Annotated in this window: 21 protein-coding genes; 16 read left to right on the top strand and 5 right to left on the bottom strand. The window is 72.2% G+C overall.

Going from position 1 to position 19,265, the window contains the following annotated elements; genetic code table 11:
- Positions 1 to 155 precede the first annotated feature (155 nt).
- The 3 genes from ACXJ1Y_RS19375 (at position 156) to ACXJ1Y_RS19365 (ending at position 2,967) form a co-directional block, all read left to right on the top strand.
- Positions 156 to 2,033: a methylmalonyl-CoA mutase family protein gene (locus ACXJ1Y_RS19375; RefSeq protein ID WP_463847736.1), complete on the top strand. Its 1,878-nt coding sequence runs from the start codon at positions 156 to 158 to the stop codon at positions 2,031 to 2,033.
- Positions 2,034 to 2,052: 19 nt separating this feature from the next.
- Positions 2,053 to 2,409 (top strand): hypothetical protein, encoded by a 357-nt coding sequence (locus ACXJ1Y_RS19370; RefSeq protein ID WP_463847735.1) that lies wholly within the window; start codon positions 2,053 to 2,055, stop codon positions 2,407 to 2,409.
- Positions 2,410 to 2,523: 114 nt separating this feature from the next.
- Positions 2,524 to 2,967, top strand: coding sequence for a hypothetical protein (locus tag ACXJ1Y_RS19365; protein ID WP_463847734.1), 444 nt, complete (start codon positions 2,524 to 2,526; stop codon positions 2,965 to 2,967).
- Positions 2,968 to 2,976: 9 nt separating this feature from the next.
- On the opposite strand, the gene ACXJ1Y_RS19360 is transcribed toward ACXJ1Y_RS19365, so the two are convergent.
- Positions 2,977 to 4,506 carry a YifB family Mg chelatase-like AAA ATPase gene (locus tag ACXJ1Y_RS19360; RefSeq protein WP_463847733.1) on the bottom strand — a complete coding sequence of 510 codons (1,530 nt, stop codon included), beginning with the start codon at positions 4,504 to 4,506 and terminating at the stop codon, positions 2,977 to 2,979.
- 147 nt (positions 4,507 to 4,653) lie between these two features.
- Here ACXJ1Y_RS19360 and ACXJ1Y_RS19355 point away from each other — a divergent pair, with 147 nt between their 5' ends.
- The 3 genes from ACXJ1Y_RS19355 to ACXJ1Y_RS19345 all read left to right on the top strand — a co-directional run bounded on the left by ACXJ1Y_RS19355 (position 4,654) and on the right by ACXJ1Y_RS19345 (position 6,863).
- On the top strand, positions 4,654 to 4,914 hold the full coding sequence (locus ACXJ1Y_RS19355) for a PepSY domain-containing protein (RefSeq protein ID WP_463847732.1): 261 nt from the start codon (positions 4,654 to 4,656) through the stop codon (positions 4,912 to 4,914).
- A 287-nt stretch (positions 4,915 to 5,201) separates the two neighbouring features.
- Positions 5,202 to 5,954 (top strand): SGNH/GDSL hydrolase family protein, encoded by a 753-nt coding sequence (locus ACXJ1Y_RS19350; protein ID WP_463850176.1) that lies wholly within the window; start codon positions 5,202 to 5,204, stop codon positions 5,952 to 5,954.
- Between the two features lie 48 nt (positions 5,955 to 6,002).
- Positions 6,003 to 6,863 (top strand): SDR family oxidoreductase, encoded by an 861-nt coding sequence (locus ACXJ1Y_RS19345; protein WP_463847731.1) that lies wholly within the window; start codon positions 6,003 to 6,005, stop codon positions 6,861 to 6,863.
- Positions 6,864 to 6,870: 7 nt separating this feature from the next.
- Here the strand turns inward: ACXJ1Y_RS19345 and ACXJ1Y_RS19340 are convergent, their stop codons facing one another.
- Genes ACXJ1Y_RS19340 through ACXJ1Y_RS19330 form a run of 3 tightly spaced genes read right to left on the bottom strand, consistent with a single transcriptional unit; the run spans position 6,871 to position 8,743 of the window.
- Positions 6,871 to 7,695: a metal ABC transporter permease gene (locus ACXJ1Y_RS19340; RefSeq protein ID WP_463850175.1), complete on the bottom strand. Its 825-nt coding sequence runs from the start codon at positions 7,693 to 7,695 to the stop codon at positions 6,871 to 6,873.
- A 35-nt stretch (positions 7,696 to 7,730) separates the two neighbouring features.
- Positions 7,731 to 8,579, bottom strand: coding sequence for a metal ABC transporter ATP-binding protein (locus ACXJ1Y_RS19335; protein WP_463847730.1), 849 nt, complete (start codon positions 8,577 to 8,579; stop codon positions 7,731 to 7,733).
- Positions 8,576 to 8,743: a hypothetical protein gene (locus ACXJ1Y_RS19330; RefSeq protein ID WP_463847729.1), complete on the bottom strand. Its 168-nt coding sequence runs from the start codon at positions 8,741 to 8,743 to the stop codon at positions 8,576 to 8,578. Before ACXJ1Y_RS19330 ends, ACXJ1Y_RS19335 begins: the two co-directional genes overlap by 4 nt.
- Before the next feature lie 116 nt (positions 8,744 to 8,859).
- Here ACXJ1Y_RS19330 and ACXJ1Y_RS19325 point away from each other — a divergent pair, with 116 nt between their 5' ends.
- Both ACXJ1Y_RS19325 and ACXJ1Y_RS19320 read left to right on the top strand, forming a co-directional pair.
- On the top strand, positions 8,860 to 9,375 hold the full coding sequence (locus tag ACXJ1Y_RS19325) for a Fur family transcriptional regulator (protein ID WP_463847728.1): 516 nt from the start codon (positions 8,860 to 8,862) through the stop codon (positions 9,373 to 9,375).
- Between the two features lie 50 nt (positions 9,376 to 9,425).
- Positions 9,426 to 9,743 (top strand): hypothetical protein, encoded by a 318-nt coding sequence (locus tag ACXJ1Y_RS19320; RefSeq protein WP_463847727.1) that lies wholly within the window; start codon positions 9,426 to 9,428, stop codon positions 9,741 to 9,743.
- On the opposite strand, the gene selB is transcribed toward ACXJ1Y_RS19320, so the two are convergent.
- On the bottom strand, positions 9,701 to 11,653 hold the full coding sequence (gene selB / locus ACXJ1Y_RS19315; RefSeq protein ID WP_463847726.1) for a selenocysteine-specific translation elongation factor: 1,953 nt from the start codon (positions 11,651 to 11,653) through the stop codon (positions 9,701 to 9,703). The genes ACXJ1Y_RS19320 and selB overlap by 43 nt on opposite strands.
- 314 nt (positions 11,654 to 11,967) lie before the next feature.
- Between selB and ACXJ1Y_RS19310 the strand changes: the two genes are divergently transcribed.
- The 8 genes from ACXJ1Y_RS19310 to ACXJ1Y_RS19275 all read left to right on the top strand — a co-directional run bounded on the left by ACXJ1Y_RS19310 (position 11,968) and on the right by ACXJ1Y_RS19275 (position 19,218).
- The gene (locus tag ACXJ1Y_RS19310) at positions 11,968 to 13,491 is read left to right on the top strand and encodes a CYTH and CHAD domain-containing protein (RefSeq protein WP_463847725.1); all 1,524 of its coding nucleotides are present in this window, start codon (positions 11,968 to 11,970) and stop codon (positions 13,489 to 13,491) included.
- A gap of 324 nt (positions 13,492 to 13,815) precedes the next feature.
- Positions 13,816 to 15,075: a Zn-dependent hydrolase gene (locus tag ACXJ1Y_RS19305; protein ID WP_463847724.1), complete on the top strand. Its 1,260-nt coding sequence runs from the start codon at positions 13,816 to 13,818 to the stop codon at positions 15,073 to 15,075.
- Positions 15,076 to 15,118: 43 nt separating this feature from the next.
- On the top strand, positions 15,119 to 15,412 hold the full coding sequence (locus ACXJ1Y_RS19300) for a BrnT family toxin (RefSeq protein ID WP_463847723.1): 294 nt from the start codon (positions 15,119 to 15,121) through the stop codon (positions 15,410 to 15,412).
- Complete coding sequence (locus ACXJ1Y_RS19295) at positions 15,390 to 15,695, top strand: BrnA antitoxin family protein (RefSeq protein ID WP_463847722.1); 306 nt, start codon at positions 15,390 to 15,392, stop codon at positions 15,693 to 15,695. The genes ACXJ1Y_RS19300 and ACXJ1Y_RS19295 overlap by 23 nt, the downstream gene beginning before the upstream one ends.
- 58 nt (positions 15,696 to 15,753) lie before the next feature.
- Entirely contained in the window at positions 15,754 to 17,037 is a 1,284-nt protein-coding gene (locus ACXJ1Y_RS19290) for a beta-ketoacyl-ACP synthase (RefSeq protein ID WP_463847721.1), read from the top strand.
- Positions 17,034 to 17,801, top strand: a complete 768-nt coding sequence (locus ACXJ1Y_RS19285; RefSeq protein ID WP_463847720.1) for an SDR family NAD(P)-dependent oxidoreductase — start codon at positions 17,034 to 17,036, stop codon at positions 17,799 to 17,801. The genes ACXJ1Y_RS19290 and ACXJ1Y_RS19285 overlap by 4 nt, the downstream gene beginning before the upstream one ends.
- A 19-nt stretch (positions 17,802 to 17,820) precedes the next feature.
- Positions 17,821 to 18,099: an SH3 domain-containing protein gene (locus ACXJ1Y_RS19280; protein WP_463847719.1), complete on the top strand. Its 279-nt coding sequence runs from the start codon at positions 17,821 to 17,823 to the stop codon at positions 18,097 to 18,099.
- A 96-nt stretch (positions 18,100 to 18,195) separates the two neighbouring features.
- Positions 18,196 to 19,218 (top strand): zinc-binding dehydrogenase, encoded by a 1,023-nt coding sequence (locus ACXJ1Y_RS19275; RefSeq protein WP_463847718.1) that lies wholly within the window; start codon positions 18,196 to 18,198, stop codon positions 19,216 to 19,218.
- Positions 19,219 to 19,265: the final 47 nt, after the last annotated feature.

The raw sequence follows: 19,265 nt of genomic DNA, 5'->3' as shown, positions 1-19,265 counted from the left end.
ACGGGAGCGGCCAGGAGGGGAATTGCATCGGAACGGGTTCTCGTGTCACGCAGCGCGGAGACCGCGGCGCCTGAACCGCGGCAACCACGCTGCGACGCGCTCCCCACCGGCCGAATGCCGGTTCGGGGCGCCTTGAGGGGGGCTCGGCCGAACCGATGGAAGACAAACCGCTCGCCGATCTTTTCGAGCCGGCCGACCGCAAGCGGTGGCTCTCCCTGGTCGAGTCCGCGCTGAAGGGCGCGGATTTCGAGAAGAAGCTCGTCTCCAAGACCGCCGACGGGCTGCGCATCGAGCCGCTCTACGGCGCCGCCGAGGCGACCGCGCAGCCGGTGCGGGCGCCGGGCCCCTGGAAGATCGCCCAGCGCGTCGACCATCCCGATCCCGCCGCCGCCGCCCGTCAGGTGATGACGGACCTCGAAGGCGGCGCGGACGCCCTCGTCCTCGCCTTCGCCGGAGCGCCGGGCGCGCGCGGCTACGGCCTGACCGTGACCGACGCCGCCGGGCTCGACGCGGCGCTCGCGGGCGTGATGCTGCCCATCGTGAGCCTGCGCCTCGACGCGGGCGGGCGCGGCCTCGACGCCGCCCGCTGGGTCCGCGACCTCGCCGCCGCGCGGGGCGAGGACCTGTCCTCCTACGATCTCGACCTCGGCATCGACCCCGTGGGCGTGCTGGCCGCCACCGGCAGCCTCGGCGCCGGGTGGAAGGACATCGCCCCCCAACTCGCCGCCGCCGTCTCCGAACTGCACGAGGCCGGCTTCACCGGCCGCGCCTTCCTGGCGGACGGGCGCCCCTATCACGAGGCCGGGGCAGGCGAGGCCGCCGAACTCGGCGCGGTGCTCGCCACCGCGCTTGCCTATCTGCGGGCCCTCGAAGCCGCCGGCCACGACCTCGACACGGCCCGCGACCGGATCGCCGTGCTCCTCGTGGCCGATGCCGACGAGTTCGTGACGCTGGCGAAGTTCCGCGCCATGCGCCGGCTCTGGGCGCGGGTGGAGCAGGCCTGCGGCCTCGATCCCAAGCCCCTGCGCATCCACGCCGAGACGGCGTGGCGCATGATGACCAAGCGCGACCCCTTCACCAACATCCTGCGCACCGGCATGGCCGCCGCCGCCGCCGGGATGGGCGGGGCCGACGCCGTCTGCGTGCTGCCCTACACCCAGGCGCTCGGCCTGCCGGACGCCTTCGCCCGGCGCGTCGGCCGCAACAGCCAGATCGTCCTCCTGGAGGAATCGCATCTCGGCCGAGTCAGCGATCCGGCGGCGGGCGCGGGCGGGTTCGAGGCCCTGACCGACCAGATCGCGGAAGCCGCCTGGGACGCCTTCCGCGCCATCGAGGGCGAGGGCGGCATCGTCGCCTCCCTCAGCGTGGGCAAGATCCAGCGCCGGATCGAGGCCGTGCGCGAGGCCCGCACCAAGGCGATCGCCACGCGGCGGATGCCGCTGACCGGCGCCACCGAGTTCCCGAACCTCGCCGAGAAGCCGGTCGCCGTCCTCGACGTGCCCCCGGTCGCGCCGGGCAAGCCCGCGAATTTCGGGGCCGGCGCGGCGGTGGCCTGCGATCCCCTGCCCTCGCAGCGCCTCGCGGAGCCGTTCGAGACCCTGCGCGACGCTTCCGACGCGGCGCTGGCCAAGGCCGGGCGCCGGCCGAGCGTGTTCCTCGCCAATCTCGGGCCCCTCGCGGCCTTCAACACCCGCGCAACCTTCGCCGCCAACGCCTTCGCGGCGGGCGGCATCGAGGCCCTGTCGAACGAGGGTTTCGCGGACACCGCCTCCCTGGTCGAGGCCTACAAGGCGTCGGGCGCGTCCCTCGTCTGCCTGTGCTCGTCGGATGCGGTCTATGCCGAGAAGGCGGTGGAGGCCGCCGAGGCGCTGGCGGCGGCCGGCGCCGGGACGATCTACCTCGCCGGGCGCCCGGCCGACTTGGAGGCGCCCCTGAAGGCGGCGGGCGTCCATGCCTTCCTGTTCATGGGGTGCGACCTTCTGGCGCTTCTGGACGAGGCGATCCGGCGCGGACTTCGCTCTGCTCCACGCTGAGTGTGACCCGGTCGATCCCATGATCCGTTCGATTCTTCTGGCGACAGCCCTCGTCTGTTCCGTCCCGGCCCTCGCCGCGCCGCCCCGCTACGACGGGACATGGAGCGTCGAGATCATCACCGAATCCGGCGCCTGCGACCGGGCCTACCGCTACCCGGTACGCATCGAGAACGGGCAAGCCCGGTTCATAGGCACCGCCTTCACCGTGAACGGGCAGGTTGCCCGCAACGGGGCGCTTCGGGGCTCGATCTCCTCCGGCCTCTCCACCGCGATGGTCGTCGGCCGGCTCGGTGCCAACGGGTTCGGCCAGGGCACCTGGGTCGCCTCCGGCTCCCTCGAATGCCGGGGCCGCTGGAGCGCCGAGAAGCGCGGCTGAGGCGGCGCGTTTCTTGCGCCCTCCGTCACGGCGGGACCGCGCCCCGGCCCTGTTCCCGACGCAATCCGGGGGGAATCTGACACCCGGTTCGGACACCCGACGAGGCCGCCCCGCATGAAGTTCCCGATCCTCGCCACGCTCGCCGTTCTCACCGCCGTGACGGGCGCGGAGGCCCGCCCGCAGCGGGCCGTGAAGGCGCCCGACCGCGCCGAGGCCGAATCGGTGATGTCGCCCCTGCGGCAGGCCGCGACCGATTGCTTCGCCGAGACGGTGATGTCGAACCCGAAGGCGATCCGCGAGGCCCGCGCCGGCCATTGGTACGAGGCTGCGTCCGTCACCGGCTTCCTGTGCCGGCCCGAGGTCGCGGCGATGATCCAGGCGCATGACCGCCTGTTCGGCGCCAAGACCGGCGAGCGCTATTTCAAGGGCGCCTACGCCAAGCATCTCGACAAGCAGCTCGCCGAGCGGCTTCAGCCGATGCTGGAGCGCAAGGCCGTGGCAAGTGCCGAGCCGCCGGCCGAGAAGGCCGGCGCCGAGGATGCCGCCCCGGCGGAGTAAGCCGGCCCCTCACGCCGTTCCCTCGCTCCTCCCCCGGTAAGACAGCGCCTCCGCGAGGTGCAGCCGCCGCACCTGCCCCTCGCCGTCGAGATCGGCGAGGGTGCGCGCGACCCGCAGCACCCGGTGGAAGCTGCGGGCCGAGAGGCGCATCGTCTCGGCCGCCTGCCGGATGAGCGCCGTACCCTGCGCGTCCGGGCTCGCCACCGCCTCGATCACCTTGGCCGGACAGGTCGCGTTCGTCGTCTCCGGCGGCAGGCCGTGCTCCGCGTAGCGCGCCGTCTGCCGGGCGCGGGCGGCAGCGACGCGGGATGCCGCCTCGGCCGACCCCTCGGCGGGCGCGGGTAGGATCAGATCCGCCGCCGAAACCGCCGGCACCTCGATGCGCAGGTCGATCCGGTCGAGGAGCGGGCCGGAGAGGCGGGCCTGATACTGCGCCATGCAGCGCTCGTTCGGGCCCTTGCGGCAGGCATACCCGGGATCGAGCCCGTGCCCGCACCGGCAGGGATTCATCGCCGCCACAAGCTGGAACCGGGCCGGGTAGGTCACGCGGTGGTTCGCCCGCGCGATCATCACGGTGCCCGTCTCCAGGGGCTGGCGCAGGGAATCGAGCACCTGCGGGCTGAATTCCGGCAACTCGTCGAGGAACAGCACCCCGCCATGGGCGAGGGACACCTCCCCCGGCCGGACGCCGTGGCCGCCCCCGACGAGGGCCGCCATGGAGGCGGAATGGTGCGGCTGGCGGAACGGCCGCCGGTTCGACAGGGCGCCGCCCTTCAGGCCCCCCGCCACCGAGCGCACCATGGCGATGTCGAGCAGTTCGCGGGGGCCCAGCGGCGGCAGGATCGAGGGCAGCCGCGCGGCGAGCATCGACTTGCCCGCCCCCGGTGGCCCGTTGAACAGCAGGTTGTGGCCCCCGGCCGCCGCGATCTCCAGGGCGCGCTTGGCGCCCTCCTGGCCCTTGATGTCGGCGAGGTCGGGCAGGGCCTCGTCCGCCGCCGCCAGGGCCGGCACGGGGCGGGCCATCACCTGGCTGCCCTTGAAGTGGTTGGCGAGCTGGATGAGCGAGCGCGGCGCCAGGACGTCGAGGTCGCCCCCGGCCCAGGCGGCCTCCGGCCCCGTCGCGGCGGGGCAGATCAGGCCGAGGCCGCGCTCGGCGGCGGCGAGCGCCGCCGGCAGCACGCCGCTGACGGGGGAGAGCGTCCCGTCCAGGGCGAGTTCGCCGAGGACGCAATAGCCCGCCAGCGCATCCGCCGGGATCGCCCCGATGGCGGCCATGACGCCGAGCGCGATGGGCAGGTCGTAATGCGAACCCTCCTTCGGCAGGTCGGCCGGGGCGAGGTTCACGGTGATCCGCTTGGCCGGCAGGGCGAGGCCCGAGGCGATGAGCGCCCCGCGCACCCGCTCCCGCGATTCGGCCACCGCCTTGTCCGCGAGCCCGACGACGGAGAAATGCACCGAGCCGGGGAGGATCTGCACCTGGACATCGACGGCGCGCGCCTCGATCCCCTCGAAGGCGACGGTGGCGACGCGCGTGACCATCGTGGCCGGGCTCCGGTGAAAACGACCCGCGACCGGGTGTCGCACCTGTGCGGGAAAACCGGAGCCGGCTCAAGCGGGTCGGCCGTCTGGAACCAGCGTCGGTCCAGGCGGTTCGGCCTCTGTCATAAACCAGAAACGGAGCCCGCCATGCGTCTCGCCCCCAGCCTCGCCGCCCTCGCCTTCGCCCTGACGCTCGCGCCAGCCGCCTATGCCGACACGCCGCTGCCGGCCGACCAGCAGGCCAAGGTCGAGACGATGCTCCGCCAGGAAGGATTCACCAAGTGGGGCGAAATCGAGCTCGATGACGGCATGATCGAGGTGGACGACGCCATCGATTCGGCCGGCAAGAAGGTGGATCTCAAGCTCGATCCGAATACCCTGGCGATCGTGAAGCGCAAGAACGACTGAGCACGGCCGCCCCCATCCCCACCGGATGGGGGCTTTTCGAAGGGGGAGCGCCCCGATCCGGCCACGAGGATAAGCCAGGATCCGCTTTGTGTCGGGCGACGAATTCGTTTACAATGAGTTACGAATTCAGTTCGCTTTCACCGCGTTTCCGGAACCGATCCTTCCGCGGTGATCCTGCACAATGTATCCATTGTAGCCGCTCGCCGAACCCAACGGTGCCCGTGTCGACGCCATCCTCCGCAAGCCCCGTCCGCGACCTCGCCCACCGCTGGTTCAGGCGTGTCGCATTGGCCGCCGGGTTGCTCGTCATCCCCACCGCCGTCCTGGCCTACGCGGACCTGCTCCCGGAATCCCTCGATCTCCTGGGCATCGACATGCACGAGACGCCGGACCTGCCGCATGTGGCGCGGCAACTTGCCATCGGCGCCCCGCTCCGCATCATCGCCTTCGGCTCGTCCTCGACGGAAGGCATCGGCGCGTCGAGCCCGGCCAACGCCTATCCCGCCCGCCTTCAGACCGACCTTCGCACCAAGCTTCACGGCGTCGAGGTCACGGTGATCAACCGGGGCATCGGCGGCGAGCATGTGGACGACATGCTCGCCCGCCTCGACCGCGACGTGATCGGCCCCGAGCCGCAACTGGTCATCTGGCAGACCGGCAGCAACGACCCGCTGCGCGGCGTCTCCCTCGATCATTTCCGCGTGGCGACCCTGGAGGGCCTGCGCCGGATCCGCGACGCCGGGATCGACGTGGTGCTGATGGAGCCGCAATGGTGCCCGAAGCTCGAATCGACGCCGGGCGCCAACCGCTTCCGTGACGCCGTGCGCGACATCGGCGCCGAGCTGGACGTGCCGGTGATCCGCCGGGCCGACCTGATGCATGGCTGGGTCCGCGACGGGAAGGTGACGTCGAAGCAGCTCTTCGCGTCCGACGGCCTGCACATGGCCGACCGGGGCTATGCCCTCCTCGCGGCGGCGGCGGCCGAATCGATCCTGCGCGACGCCGGCCCCGTGCAGGTGACGCAGGCGGTGGCGGAATAGTCGCCGGCCCGGCTTGACGGAGGCCCCTGCCTCCCGGACACCCGGCCCATGAATCTCTTCGTCTTCGGGCTCGGTTTCACCGGCCGCCGCTTCGCCGAGGCGGCGCGAGGCCGCGTCAGTACGATCCGGGGCACCGTCACCGAGGACGAGGCGGCACGGCGCATCGCCGCCGAGACCGGCTTCACCATGCGGGCCTTCGGGCCGAAGGCGGCCGATCCCCACATCGCGGCCGATCTCGCGGACAGCGACGCGCTTCTCGTCTCGGTCCCGCCGGATGCCGAGGGCGATCCAATCCTGCCGCATTACGCTGAGGCCATCGCGGGAAGCCGCATCGGCTGGATCGGCTACCTCTCCACCATCGGCGTCTACGGCGACCAGGGCGGCGCCTGGATCGACGAGACCACCCCGCCCGCCGCCCGCAGCGGGCGCACCCGCTCCCGCCTCGTGGCGGAGGAGGCGTGGCTCGCCCTCGGCGCGCGCACGGGCAAGGCGGTTCAGGTGTTCCGGCTGTCGGGGATCTACGGGCCGGGCCGCAACCCCATCGTGAAGGTGCGCGAGGGGCGCTCCCAGCGGATCGTGAAGAAGGGTCAGGTCTTCAACCGCATCCATGTGGACGACATCGCCACCACGCTGCTCGCCTCCCTCGACCGGCCGCGCAACGGGGCGATCTACAACGTCACCGACGACGAGCCGACGCCGCCGCAGGTGGTGATCGAGCATGCCGCGACGCTGGCGGGCCTGCCGCCGCCGCCCGAGGTGGATTTCGAGACCGCCGACCTCTCGCCCATGGCGCGCAGCTTCTACGGCGAGAACAAGCGGGTGCGGAACCGGCTGATCCGCGAGGAACTCGGGGTCAGCCTCGCCTACCCGACCTATCGCGAGGGGCTCGCCGCCCTGGCGGACGAGTAGGGCCGCCTCAGGCTTCGAGGTGCCGGGGCCGCAGGAGGCGGCGCAGCAGCCCGCCCTGCGGCCCGGCCAGCATGGAGACGAGGTAGAGCGTTCCGGCCGACAGCACGATGGCCGGGCCGGTCGGCAGGTCGAACCGGTAGGACAGGCTGAGGCCGGCGAAACTCGCGAGCACGGCGAGGACCACGGAGGCCGCCATGGTGGCGCCGAGTTCCCGCGCCCAGAACCGCGCGGCGACGGCCGGCAGCAGCATCAGCCCCACGGCGAGCAGGGTGCCGAGCGCCTGGAAGCCGCCGACGAGGTTCACCACCACGAGGCCGAGGAAGGCGAAATGCACCGGCCCGCCCGCCCGGCCGACGCTGCGCAGGTAGAGCGGGTCCACGCATTCCATCACCAGCGGCCGGTAGATCAGCGCCAGCGTCGCAAGCGTCAGGGTGCAGATGCCCCCGAGGAGCAGGAGCGCCGGATCGTCCAGGGCGAGGACCGAGCCGAACAGGAAGTGCATCAGGTCTACCTGCGACCCGCGCAGGGACACGAGCAGCACCCCGCCCGCGAGGGAGATCAGGTAGAACGCGGCGAGGCTCGCATCCTCGCGCAGGACCGTCGTGCGGGTGACGGCGCCCGCCAGCAGGGCCACCGCGAGACCCGCCACGAGACCGCCGATCGTCATCGCCGGCAGGGACAGGCCCGCCACCACGAACCCCGCCGCCGCGCCGGGCAGGATCGCGTGGGCCATGGCGTCGCTCATCAGGCTCATGCGCCGGAGCATGAGGAACACGCCGACCGGCGGCGCCGAGACCGACAGGGCGAGGCACCCCGCGAGCGCCCGGCGCATGAAGCCGAATTCGACGAACGGCGCGAAGGGGTCGATCACGCGGCATCCTCATGGCCGTGGGCTTGGCCGTGGTCTTGGCCGTGGGCTTGGCCATGATCTTGGCCGTGGTCATGCGCATGGGCATGCGCGCGCGCCTCGCGCGGCGGGGCGGCGTGGCGGGTGCCGTCGCAGATGGCCGCATCCTCGTCCCAGGCTTCCGAGAGCGACCGGGCACGGGCAAGGTTGTCCGCCGTCATCACCCGCGCGGTCGGGCCCCAAGCCACCGGTTCGCGGGCGAGCAGCAGCGTCGTGGGGAAATGGGTGCGGATCTGCGCGAAGTCGTGCAGGGCCGCCACCACGGTGCGGCCCTCGCCGTGCCAGCGGCGGACGAGCGCCAGGAGATCGTCGGTGGTCCGCGCGTCGATGCCCGTGAAGGGCTCGTCGAGGAGGATCGTCCGGCAATCCTGCAGGATCAGGCGGGCGAACAGCGCCCGGCGGAACTGGCCGCCCGAGAGGGTGCCGATGGGCCGCGCCTCGAAGCCGGAGAGGCCCACCACCTCCAGCGCGTCGCGCAGGGCGGGGGCCGCGCGGCGCAGGGAGCGCCACGGACCCAGGCGGCGCCACAGGCCCATGGCGGCGAGGTCCATGACGCTCACGGGGAAGCTGCGGTCGATGGCGTCGGCCTGGGGCAGGTAGGCGATGTCGTCCGGCCGCTCGATCCGGCCGTCGAGGACCGGGATCTCGCCGGTCAGGCCCTTCAGCAGGGTCGACTTGCCGGCCCCGTTCGGCCCGGCCAGCGCCAGGAGGTCGCCGGCCCGGATCGTCCCGTCGAGATGGTGGACGGCCGGATGCCTGTCGTAGCCGAGCGTCAGCCCGTGCAGCCGGATCGGCGCGGGCGCGCTCACGCGGCGAGCGCCCAGGCGATGGCCACCCAGACCAGGCCGGCGAGACCCGCCGCGAGGCCGAGGCGCGGGGCGAGCCCGCTGCGGTACAGCGTCGGGCGGAGGGGGGCGGACGGGCGGCGCGGCACGGGAGCAGGCTTCTTGAAGGACGGATCGGGACGGGGCATGCGGTGCGGCGGCCCCTGGTACGGTCCCGGCCGGAAGTGATACACTGTAACAAAGCCGCCGCACAACCGGCGCCGCCCGGCCGCCAACGCCGGTCGCCCTTTCGGGAGCCGCCATCGTGTCAGCCGCCGGACATTCCCACGATCACGCCCACGATCACGCCAACGGCCATGCCTGCAGGGCCGAGCCGGCGGCGATCCTCGCCCGGGCGGAGGAGCTGTGCCGGGAGCGCGCGGTGCAGTTCACCGCCCTGCGGCGGGAGGTGCTGGACGCGGTGGTGGCGAGCGAGAAGCCCCCCGGCGCCTACGACATCGCCGAGCGCCTGAGCCGGCCGGGACGGCGGGTGGCGCCGGTCTCGGTCTACCGCGCCCTCGATTTCCTGATGGAACTCGGCCTCGTCCACCGCATCGCCAGCCGCAACGCCTTCGTGCCCTGCGCCCATGCCCACGGCGCGAGCGAGAACGTGGTGTTCCTGATCTGCCGGACCTGCGGCGGCATCGACGAGACGACCTCGCCGGAGGTGGAGAGCGGCCTCGGCAAGACCCTCAAGCGCGCGGGCTTCACCCCCGCCCACAGCATCCTCGAAGTCGAGGGCGATTGCGGCGCCTGCCGCGACAAGGCGCGCCGGGCCTGAGCCCACCGCCCCAGGAACCGCGCCTCCGCGTACCGGCTTGAACCGGCATCATGGAGGCTCCCTTGCCGAAGCGGTTGCTTGCCCTGTCCGCCGCCCTGCTGGCGGCCTCGCCCGCCCTGGCTCAGGGGCGCCCCTCCACCACCGCGATGAGTTGCGCCCAGGCCTCGCGGCTCGTGGCCGCGCAGGGGGCCATCGTGCTGGGCACGGGGGGCCAGACCTATGACCGGTTCGTCCGCGACCGCTCGTTCTGCGAGCCGACCGAGATCGCCCGCCGGGCCTTTCGGCCGACGCGCGACACCGCCGCCTGCCTGATCGGCTACACCTGCTACGAGCCGAGCCGGGACGACTGGCCGGGCAGCGATTTCTGAGGCGCGTTCTTTTCGAGGGAGACGATGATCCGCTTGTCCCCGGCGCGGCGGGTGAAGCCCGTGGCGTCGAGGTGCTCCAGGAGCGGAATCGAGAATTTGCGCGAGATGCCGAGCGCCGCCCCCGCCTCGCGGGCGAGGAAGCCGGTCTCGGCGTCGGCGGCAGCGGGGAAGGCGTCGAGGAGGCGCGACCGGGCGCTCGCCACCGCCTCCCGGTGGAACAGCACCGCCCGACGCTGCACCCGATCGACCGCGCGGATGATCGTGCCCGAGCCGATCAGATAATTCAGCGCGTCCCGGCGGCGGATGTCGCGCCCGATGGCCTCGGCCTCGTCGGGCGGGCTCAGCCCGGCCTTGCGGAACGATTGCTCCAGCCGGCGCACCGTCTCGGTCTCGTTGCGGGCGGGGTCGAAATCCGCCCGGCGCCACAGAGTGCCGACCTGCGTCACCTCTCCCGCGCCCGCGAGATCGCGCAGCACCGCGCCCGTCACCGATTCCGGCAGGGCGAGGGAGCGGGCCACCTGATCCAGGGCGGCGCCGTGATCCATCGGGCGCTCCCGATGGAACTGCGCCAGCGTTCCCATCGTCCCGGATCGCAGCGCCGCGAAGGCCGGTGCCCCGACGAACCGTTCCGCGATCTCCCGCGCGCCCGCGGCGGTGAGGAGGCGCCGGACGCGCTCCGGGGTGGTACCGGCGAGGCGGGCGAGTTCCGCCAGCGGCGCGCCCAGCGCCCCGGCCTGACCCAGCCGCACGGTCAGCGCCTCGGCCGGGCGGCCGGCGGCGATGGCCGCGAGGTCGGCGGTGACGCGCGGATCGTTGCGGCGGCGGCGGCGGCTCGCCGGATCGAGGATGCGCCCGCCCGCCACGGTGGCGGCGGGGGAATCGAGGCGCAGGACGAAGGGCTCCCGCGCCGGCACCGCCACCTCCTCCGCGAGGTGGAGCTGGCCTTGCGCCGTCTGCCCCGGTTCGAGGCTCTGCCGGTCGAGGAGCCGCAGCCGCGCCTCGACCTCGGTGGTGCCGAACAGCAGGCGGCAGGCGAGGCCGCTCGGCAGGGCAGCCTCCGCGCTCGCGGCAGCGGTGACGGCCACGTCGAGCCAGCGGGTGGGGACCAGCAGGTCGGGCAGGCTGAGCGCCTGGCCCCGCGCGATCTCGTCGAGGCCGACGCCACGCAGCGCCACCGCCGTGCGGCGGCCGGGCTCGGCCGCCTCCACCGGGCGCCCATGGATCTGAAGCCCGCGCACCACGGCGCGGCGCCCGCCGGGGGCGATCTCGATCGTGTCGCCCACCGCCAGCTTGCCCCGGCGCAGGGTGCCCGTGACCACCGTGCCGAAGCCCGCGCGGGTGAAGACCCGGTCCACCGGCAGGTAGGGGAAGCCGTCGTCGGTGCCGCCGTTGGCCTCGGCCAGCAAGCCGAGCAGCGCCGTCGAGAGGGCGGGGATGCCGATGCCGGTGAGGGTCGAGGTGGCGATGACCGGCCCCGTGTCGAGCCCGGCCCGCGCGGCGGCGGCGGCGATCTCGGCGGATCGCGCGCGGATCGTCTCCGGGGTGGCGAGGTCGGCCTTGGTCAGCACCAGCACGCCCCGGCGCACGCCGATCAGCCGGGCGATCTCCAGATGCTCGACGGTCTGGGGCTTGATGCCCTCGTTGGCATCCACCGCCAGCAGCACCGCCCGCATGCCCGTCGCGCCCGAGACCATGGCGCGCACGAACCGCTCGTGCCCCGGCAGGTCCACGAGGTCGATCTCCCCCGCCTCGCCGGCGAGCAGGGCGAAGCCCGGCACGATCGACACGCCCCGGGCCTGTTCCTCCTTCAGCCGGTCCGTCTCCACGCCCGTGAGCGCGCGCACGAGGGCGGTCTTGCCATGATCGACATGGCCGATGACGCCGACGAGGAGGGTCTTCAAGGCAGTCACGGGGAGGGCTCGAGTGACGGGACGACCGCATAACCGCCGCGAAGGAGTCCCGCTCCATCGGACGGAGCGAACGGGCAGGCGCAGTTTGCCGATGGCGATACTAGGTTGTGCAATTGAATTGCAAGCGATTTAGTGTGACAAAATGATTTTTGGCCTGAACACGGGACTTCATGGGAGTGTCGCGAAGCCCGCCGATAACAGCGGATCGCTTCAACGCGTCAAGCGTAGGAGGATGAGCCTTGCGGACGCACTCCGCAGGACGTGGTAGAGCGGTCCCTCGCTGGGCCGGCACGCAATTTCGAGGTGGGTGATACATGAGCGATGCGCAGGAAGGGACGGAGGAACCGCGCGAGGTCGAGCTGAAGCTCGAATGCGACGGCCCCGATCTCACGGCCCTGAGCAGCCATCCCCAGCTGAAGGACGTCGCGGCGACCGAGCCGAAGCTGCTCCGCACCCGCTACTACGACACGCCCGACAGGGCGCTCCGGGACGAGGGCCTCACCCTGCGGATCCGCAGCACGGAGGGCCGCCATATCCAGACGGTGAAGGCAGGCGCGGACCAGATCGGCCTGTTCGACCGGGCGGAATGGGAGAGCGACGTGCCGGGCGACGCGCCGGAGCCCTCCGCCTGGGCCGGCACCGCCGCCGAGCCGGTGCTGGAGAAGGCGGGCGCCGCCCTCGAACCGCTCTTCACCTCCGTCATCATGCGCCGGGTCCATTCGGTGGAGTTCGGCGAATCGCGCATCGCCGTCACCCTCGACGACGGGCGCATCGAGACCGCCTCCGGCGACGCCCTCCTGTGCGAGCTGGAACTCGAACTGGAACGCGGGCGGGTGGCCGACCTCTTCGCCTTCGCCCAGACGCTCACCGAGACCGTGCCGCTGCGCCTCGGCGTGCTCTCGAAGAGCGCGCGGGGCTTCGCCGCCCTCGACCGCGAGGTGCCTGCCCCGGCCAAGGCGGAGGCGATCGCCCTGGACCCCGAGGACGACGCCGGCACGGTGTTCCGCACCGTCGCCCGTGCGTGCCTGCGCCACCTGCGCATCAACGAGACCGCCTTCCTCCAGGGCCCCCGCGACCCGAGCGCCCTGCACCAGATGCGGGTCGCCCTGCGGCGGCTGCGCTCGGCCCTGTCGCTGTTCGCGCCCTTGTTCGAGAATGACCCCAAGGCGGCGGCCCTCGCTGACGAGATCAAGCGCGTGACCGAGCCCTTCGGCCACGCCCGCAACCTCGACGTGTTCATCCACGACACGCTGCCCGTGCTCGCCGAGCACAACCCCGACCATCCCGGCATGGCCGAGATCGGACGGGGCGCGGACGAGGCCCGCGAGCACGCCTATGCCGCCGTGCAGGAGATCCTGACGAGCCCGCAATGGCGCGGCCTCCTCCTCGACATCGCCGGCTGGGTCGAGGCGGGCCCGTGGAGCGAGCAGGATGCGGCGCGGCAGGATGGACGGCACTTCGCCGCCGGCATCCTCGACAAGGCACGCCGCCGCGTGAAGAAGCGCGGGAAGGGCCTGCGCCACCTCGACGCCCACACCCGCCACCGGGCGCGCATCTCGGCCAAGAAGCTGCGCTACGGCGCCGAGTTCTTCGCGGGGCTGTTCCCCAAATCCAAGGCCCAGAAGCGCCAGAAGGCGTTCGGGGACGCGCTCTCCGACCTGCAGGACCATCTCGGCGCGCTCAACGACATCGAGACCGCCCGCACCCTGCCCCTCGACATCGCGAGCGAGGACGGCCCGGCCATGCCGGAGGTGGACGAGAAGCGGGTGAAGGACCTCCTCGACAAGGCGGCGGACGCGCGCACCGACCTGCTCGACGTGAAGCCGTTCTGGCACTGAGCCGGGCGCACGAAAGCACCGGAACGGAGGCGGCTCTGGGGCTCACCGCATACCGTTCCGGCGCTGACGCGACGAGGGCGGACCCAACCCGGGTAGGGTATGAGTGGGTCCGCCCCGTCAGCCGCGCGAGGGGGGAAGCGCGACTGATGGGCATCATGCGCCCGCCATGTTGCCCGTCCGTGTCTGGCTGAGCCGCGTTGCAATTTCTCAGCTGGAATTCTCACGGAGAAACGCAGTCATTCTTCCGGCCATGCAGGCATCGCAGGGCTGACACGGCGCCCGCTTGCCGTCATGCTTCCGCCGCCCCGATCACGAGGACCCGGAATGAGCGAGAGCAGCCCCAGCAGCACCCACAACCTGCGCTCCGATGGCTCGCGCCTGTGGGCGACGATCCATGAGACGGCGCGATTCGGGGGAACGCCCAAGGGCGGCATTAACCGGCTGACCCTCTCCGCCGAGGACGGCGCGGTGCGGGACTGGTTCCGCGAGGCCTGCGAGGCGGCGGGCCTGACGGTGGGCGTCGATGCGCTGGGCACGCAATACGCGGTGCGCCCCGGCAAGGACATGAGCCTGCCGCCCATCGCCTTCGGCTCCCACCTCGATACGCAGCCGACCGGGGGCAAGTTCGACGGGGTGCTCGGCGTTCTCGCCGGCCTGGAGGTGATGCGCACCCTGGCCGATGCGGGAATCGAGACGCGGGCGCCGCTGATGCTCGTGAACTGGACCAACGAGGAGGGCTCGCGCTTCGCCCCGGCGATGATGGCCTCGGCGGCCTATGCGGGCGAGTTCACCACCGACGAGATTCTGGCCAAGACCGACGCCGCCGGCACCACCGTGGCGCAGGCCCTCGACACGATCGGCTATCGCGGCGGCGAGAGCGTGGGCGAGCGCACCATCGGAGCCTTCGTGGAACTGCATATCGAGCAGGGGCCGATCCTGGAGGCCGAGGGCAAGACCATCGGCGTCGTGGAAGGCGGCCAGGGCATCGCGTGGTTCGACGGCACGGTGGAGGGCTTCGAGAGCCATGCCGGCACGACGCCGATGCCCCGCCGCCGGGACGCCCTGCTTGGCCTGTCGGAATTCGCCCTCGCGGCGGAGCGCATCGCCCTGGCCCACGGGCCGAGCGCGGTGGCGACCATCGGCGAGACCACCATCCTCGCGCCCTCGCGCAACGTCGTGCCGGGCCGCGTGGCCTTCACCGTCGACACCCGCGATCCCCGCGCGGAGACCCTCGACGCGGTGGAGAAGGAATTGCGCGAGGCGGCGGCCGAGATCGGCGAGCGGCGTCGCCTGTCGATCGTGCTGGAGCGGATCTGGCGCAAGGAGCCGGTGCCGTTCGATCCCCGCCTCGTCGCGGCGGTGGACGCGGCGGCGGAAGGGCTCGGCCTGTCCCGCCGCCGGATCGTCTCCGGCGCGGGCCACGACGCCTGCAACCTGGCAACCAAGGTGCCGTCCACGATGATCTTCGTGCCGTGCAAGGACGGGGTGAGCCACAACGAATCCGAATCGGCCACGCAAGAGCATTGCGCGGCCGGCGCCGACGTCCTGCTGCAGACGGTGCTGCGGCTGGCCGACGCGCCGTAGGCAGCCGAGGGCGAGCGAGCCTAGGTCTCACGGAGACCGGAACGTGGGTGAGGGTGAGCACACCACGTGGGATGACCGGAAGAGCGATGCCAACCTCGACCTGCGCGGCATCGACTTCGCCGGCCTCGACGCGGTCTTCGACGGCCGCTTCCTCCTGACCCGCGAGGACAGGAGGTTCGACTACGGCGAGGCGCGCTACAACGCCCTCGTCGAAGTCAACGATGTCGTCCTCAACATCACCTTCACGCCCAGGGATGGTAAGCAGAGGATCATCTCGGCGCGCCGTGCGAACCGGAAGGAAAGGCAAGTGTACCATGGCCACCGGCAAGCGACCTGAACCAACGCGGGACCGGACGGATTGGGCGCGCCTGCGCGCGATTCCGGAGGACGAGGTCGAGCGCATCGCGGACGCGGATCGCGACAACCCGGCGACGGTTGCGGACGGCGAATGGGCCGACGCGTTCGTCGGCCTCCCGCCCGCCAAGGTCTCCGTTCACGCCAGCTTCGACGGTGACGTGGTCGCCTTCTTCAAGCGCGGCGGCAAGGGCTACCAGAGCCGCATGAACGCCGTGCTCCGGCAATACATGGAACGCCGGCTGGCCGAGGATCAGAAGCGCTGAGCCCCTTTTCGTTCCACCCGGCTGTGCGGAGCCGAAAAATCCCGTACAGGACGCTCCCATGACCGCACGCGCCTATCGCGACGCCAGGGGCCGGCCGCTCATCGCGGTGACGGGCCTCGGCCTCGTTTCCTCCCTCGGCCGGGGCCAGGCCGACACCTGGGCCGCCCTCACCGAGGGCCGCTCCGGGATCCGCGAGATCGCCCGCTTCCCCACGGAAGGGCTGCGCACGCGGATCGCCGGCACCGTCGACTTCCTCGACACCGATCCGCTTGTGGCCCCGCTCCTGTCGGAGCGCTTCGCCGCCGTGGCGGCCGAGGAGGCGCTGGAGCAGGCGAGCCTCGGCCCGAAGGGCGATTTCCCCGGGCCGCTGTTCATCGCCGTGCCGCCCGTCGAGATGGAATGGCCGCAGCGCCGCGCCATCGCGGAGGCCGCCGGCGGCGCCGAGGCGGTCGATTACGCGGGCCTGCTCCGCGCGGTTGCCACCGGCCGGTTCGATGCGTGGCACGACCTGTTCCTGTTCGGCACCGTGGCCGACCGGATCGCCGAGCGGTTCGGCACCCGCGGCTCGCCGATCTCCCTTTCCACCGCCTGCTCCTCCGGCGCCACCGCGATCCAGCTCGGCGTCGAGGCGATCCGCCGGGGCGAGGCGACAGCCGCCCTGTGCATCGGCACGGACGGCTCGGTGAATCCCGAATCGCTGATCCGCTTCTCGCTGCTCTCGGCCCTCTCGACCCGCAACGACGTGCCCGAGGAGGCCTCCCGCCCCTTCTCCAAGGACCGGGACGGCTTCGTGATGGGCGAGGGCGCCGCCGCCCTGGTGCTGGAGGATGCCGCCGCCGCCGTCGCGCGGGGCGCGACGATCCTCGGCTACGTGCTCGGCTGCGGCGAGAAGGGCGACGGCTTCCACCGCACCCGCTCCAGCCCGGACGGCGCGCCGATCCTCGCCGCGATCCGCGCGAGCCTCGACGATGCCGGCCTCGCGCCGGAGGCCATCGACACGGTGAACGCCCACGGCACCTCGACGCCGGAGAACGACCGGATGGAGGCGATGGGCATCGCCGCCGTGTTCGGCGAGCGCGCCGCGACCCTGCCCGTCACCTCGAACAAGTCGATGATCGGCCACACCCTGACCGCCGCCGGGGCGATCGAGGCGGCGGCCTCGCTGCTCTCGATCCGCCACGGGCGGATCCCGCCGACGATCAACTACCGCAACCCGGACCCGGCGCTGGGCCTCGACATCGTGGGCGAAGCGCGGGACCTGACCGTGCGCACCGTCCTGTCGAACTCCTTCGGCTTCGGCGGCCAGAACACCTGCCTCGTGCTCGCGGCGGAGCCGGCATGAGCGAGGGGCAGGACAACAAGCGCGTCCTCGTCACCGGGGGCGGCAGCGGGCTCGGCGCGGCCATCGTGCGTGCGCTCGCGGGGGCGGGCTACGCCGTCGACTTCACCTATCGCGCCTCGGGCGAGGCGGCCTCGGCCCTGGCTTCCGAGCTGAACGAGGCCCATCCCGGCCTCGGTATCCGCGCCCACGCCCTCGACCTCGCGGACCGCGCGGCCCTCGACGCCTTCTGCGAGACCGCCGAGGAGATCGGCTATCACGGGCTCATTCACAATGCCGGCCAGTCGAGCGACGGCCTCGCCGCCATGCTCGACCAGGACAAGGCCGAGGCGGCGATGCAGGTGAACTTCTTCTCCCTCACCCGCCTCGCGAAGTCCCTCGTCCGGGGCATGACCCGCGCCCGCTCCGGCAGGATCGTCGCCATCGGCTCGGTGGCGGCGCTCCGCGCCAATGCCGGCAACGCGGCCTACGCCGCCACCAAGGGCGCGCTGATCGCCTATTGCCGGACTCTCGCCATCGAGACCGCCAAGCGCGGCGTGACGGTGAACGTGATCGCCCCCGGCTTCATCGACACGGCGATGCTCGCGCCTTACGCCGCCCACCGCGCCGGCATGGAGCGCCAGATCCCCGCCGGCCGCTTCGCGAAGCCGGAGGAGGTCGCGGCGCTGGCGACCTTCCTGATGGGCGCGGGCGCGGGCTACATCACCGGGACCGTGTTGCCCGTCGATGGCGGTCTGACCGCGATGATGGGCGTCCACCGCTCCTGACCCTCCTGCGATCCTGCCGATGCGCCCCTTCGCCGCCCTGCTCCTCGCGTTCCTGACCCTCGGCGTCGGTGTGGCCCATGCCGACCCGGAACCCTACCGCGTCACCGGCCTCGCGCCCGGCGAGCCGCTGAGCATCCGCGCCGAGCCCGATGCCGCCGCCGAGGTGGTGGGCGAGATCCGCCAGCGCGCCCTGGTCTTCGGCTGCACCAACGATACGCCGAGCCGCACCACATGGTGCCGCGTCCGCGTCGGCCGAACGGTGGGCTGGGCACGGCGGCGGTATCTGTCGCCGGATTGAGCCGGGATGCCGTGGTCGCGGCGCCGTGCTAACTGCCTCCGCCGCCATCACGGGGCGAACTGCACGTCGACCCGATCCACACCAGCGAACATGCCCATGCGAGCCCTGCAACTCTTCGGCGACCGCGACCTGCGCCTGACCGAGGTCGAGCCGCCGCCGCCCCCCGGCCCCGGCGAGGTGCGGCTGCGCATCCGCGCGGTGGGGCTCAACTTCATCGACGTGTGGGGTTTTCGCGGCATGGCCTTCGCCAAGCGCAAGATGCCCCTCATCGTCGGCGCCGAGGCGTCGGGCGAGGTCGAATCCGTCGGTGAGGGCGTCACCGGCCTCGCGGTCGGCACCCGCGTCGTGCCCTACGGCGCGCTCACCTGCGGGCAATGCCGCGCCTGCCGGGAAGGCCGCGACAACCTCTGCGAGGACGTCGGCGGCGTGATGGGCTTCCACATCGACGGCTTCGCCCGCGAACTCGTCACCCTGCCGGCCCGCCTCGTGGTGCCGGTGCCGGACGGCGTCGAGGATGCGGAGGCGGCCTGCGCCGGCATCGCCTTCGGCACGGTGCAGCACATGCTGTTCGACAACGCCAAGCTTGAGCCGGGTGAGAGCGTCCTCGTCCATGCCGGCGGGTCGGGGATCGGCACGGCGGCGATCCGCATGGCCAAGGCCATCGGCTGCACCGTCTACACGACGGTGGGCGACGACGAGAAGGGCGCCAAGGCCGCCGACCTCGGGGCCGACCACGTCGTCAACTACCGCACCGAGCGGTTCGAGGGCGAGGTGCGCCGCCTGACGAAGCGCAAGGGCGTGGACGTGGTGTTCGAGCATGTCGGCGCCGACACGTGGAACGGCTCGCTGCTCTGCCTGAAGCGGGGCGGGCGGCTCGTCACCTGCGGCTCCACCTCCGGCCCCACGGCGACGATGAACCTGATGCAGCTGTTCCAGCAGCAATACCGCATCACCGGCTCGTTCGGCTGCACGCTGGCCAACATCGCCCAGTCCCTCGACAAGATGGCGCAGGGCATCCGGCCGGTGGTCGATACGGTCTACCCGATGGCGGACTTCACCGAAGGGCTGGAACGGCTCGAATCCCGCAAGGTGTTCGGCAAGATTCTCGTCGCGCTCTGATAAGTCTAAGCGCATTGTTCGCACCGCAGCGCGAAACATGATCTAAG

The sequence above is a fragment of the Methylobacterium sp. TK26 genome, assembly GCF_055361565.1.
The sequence above is the reverse complement of the archived record's forward strand: the minus strand, read 5'-3'. Positions and strand labels throughout refer to the sequence as shown.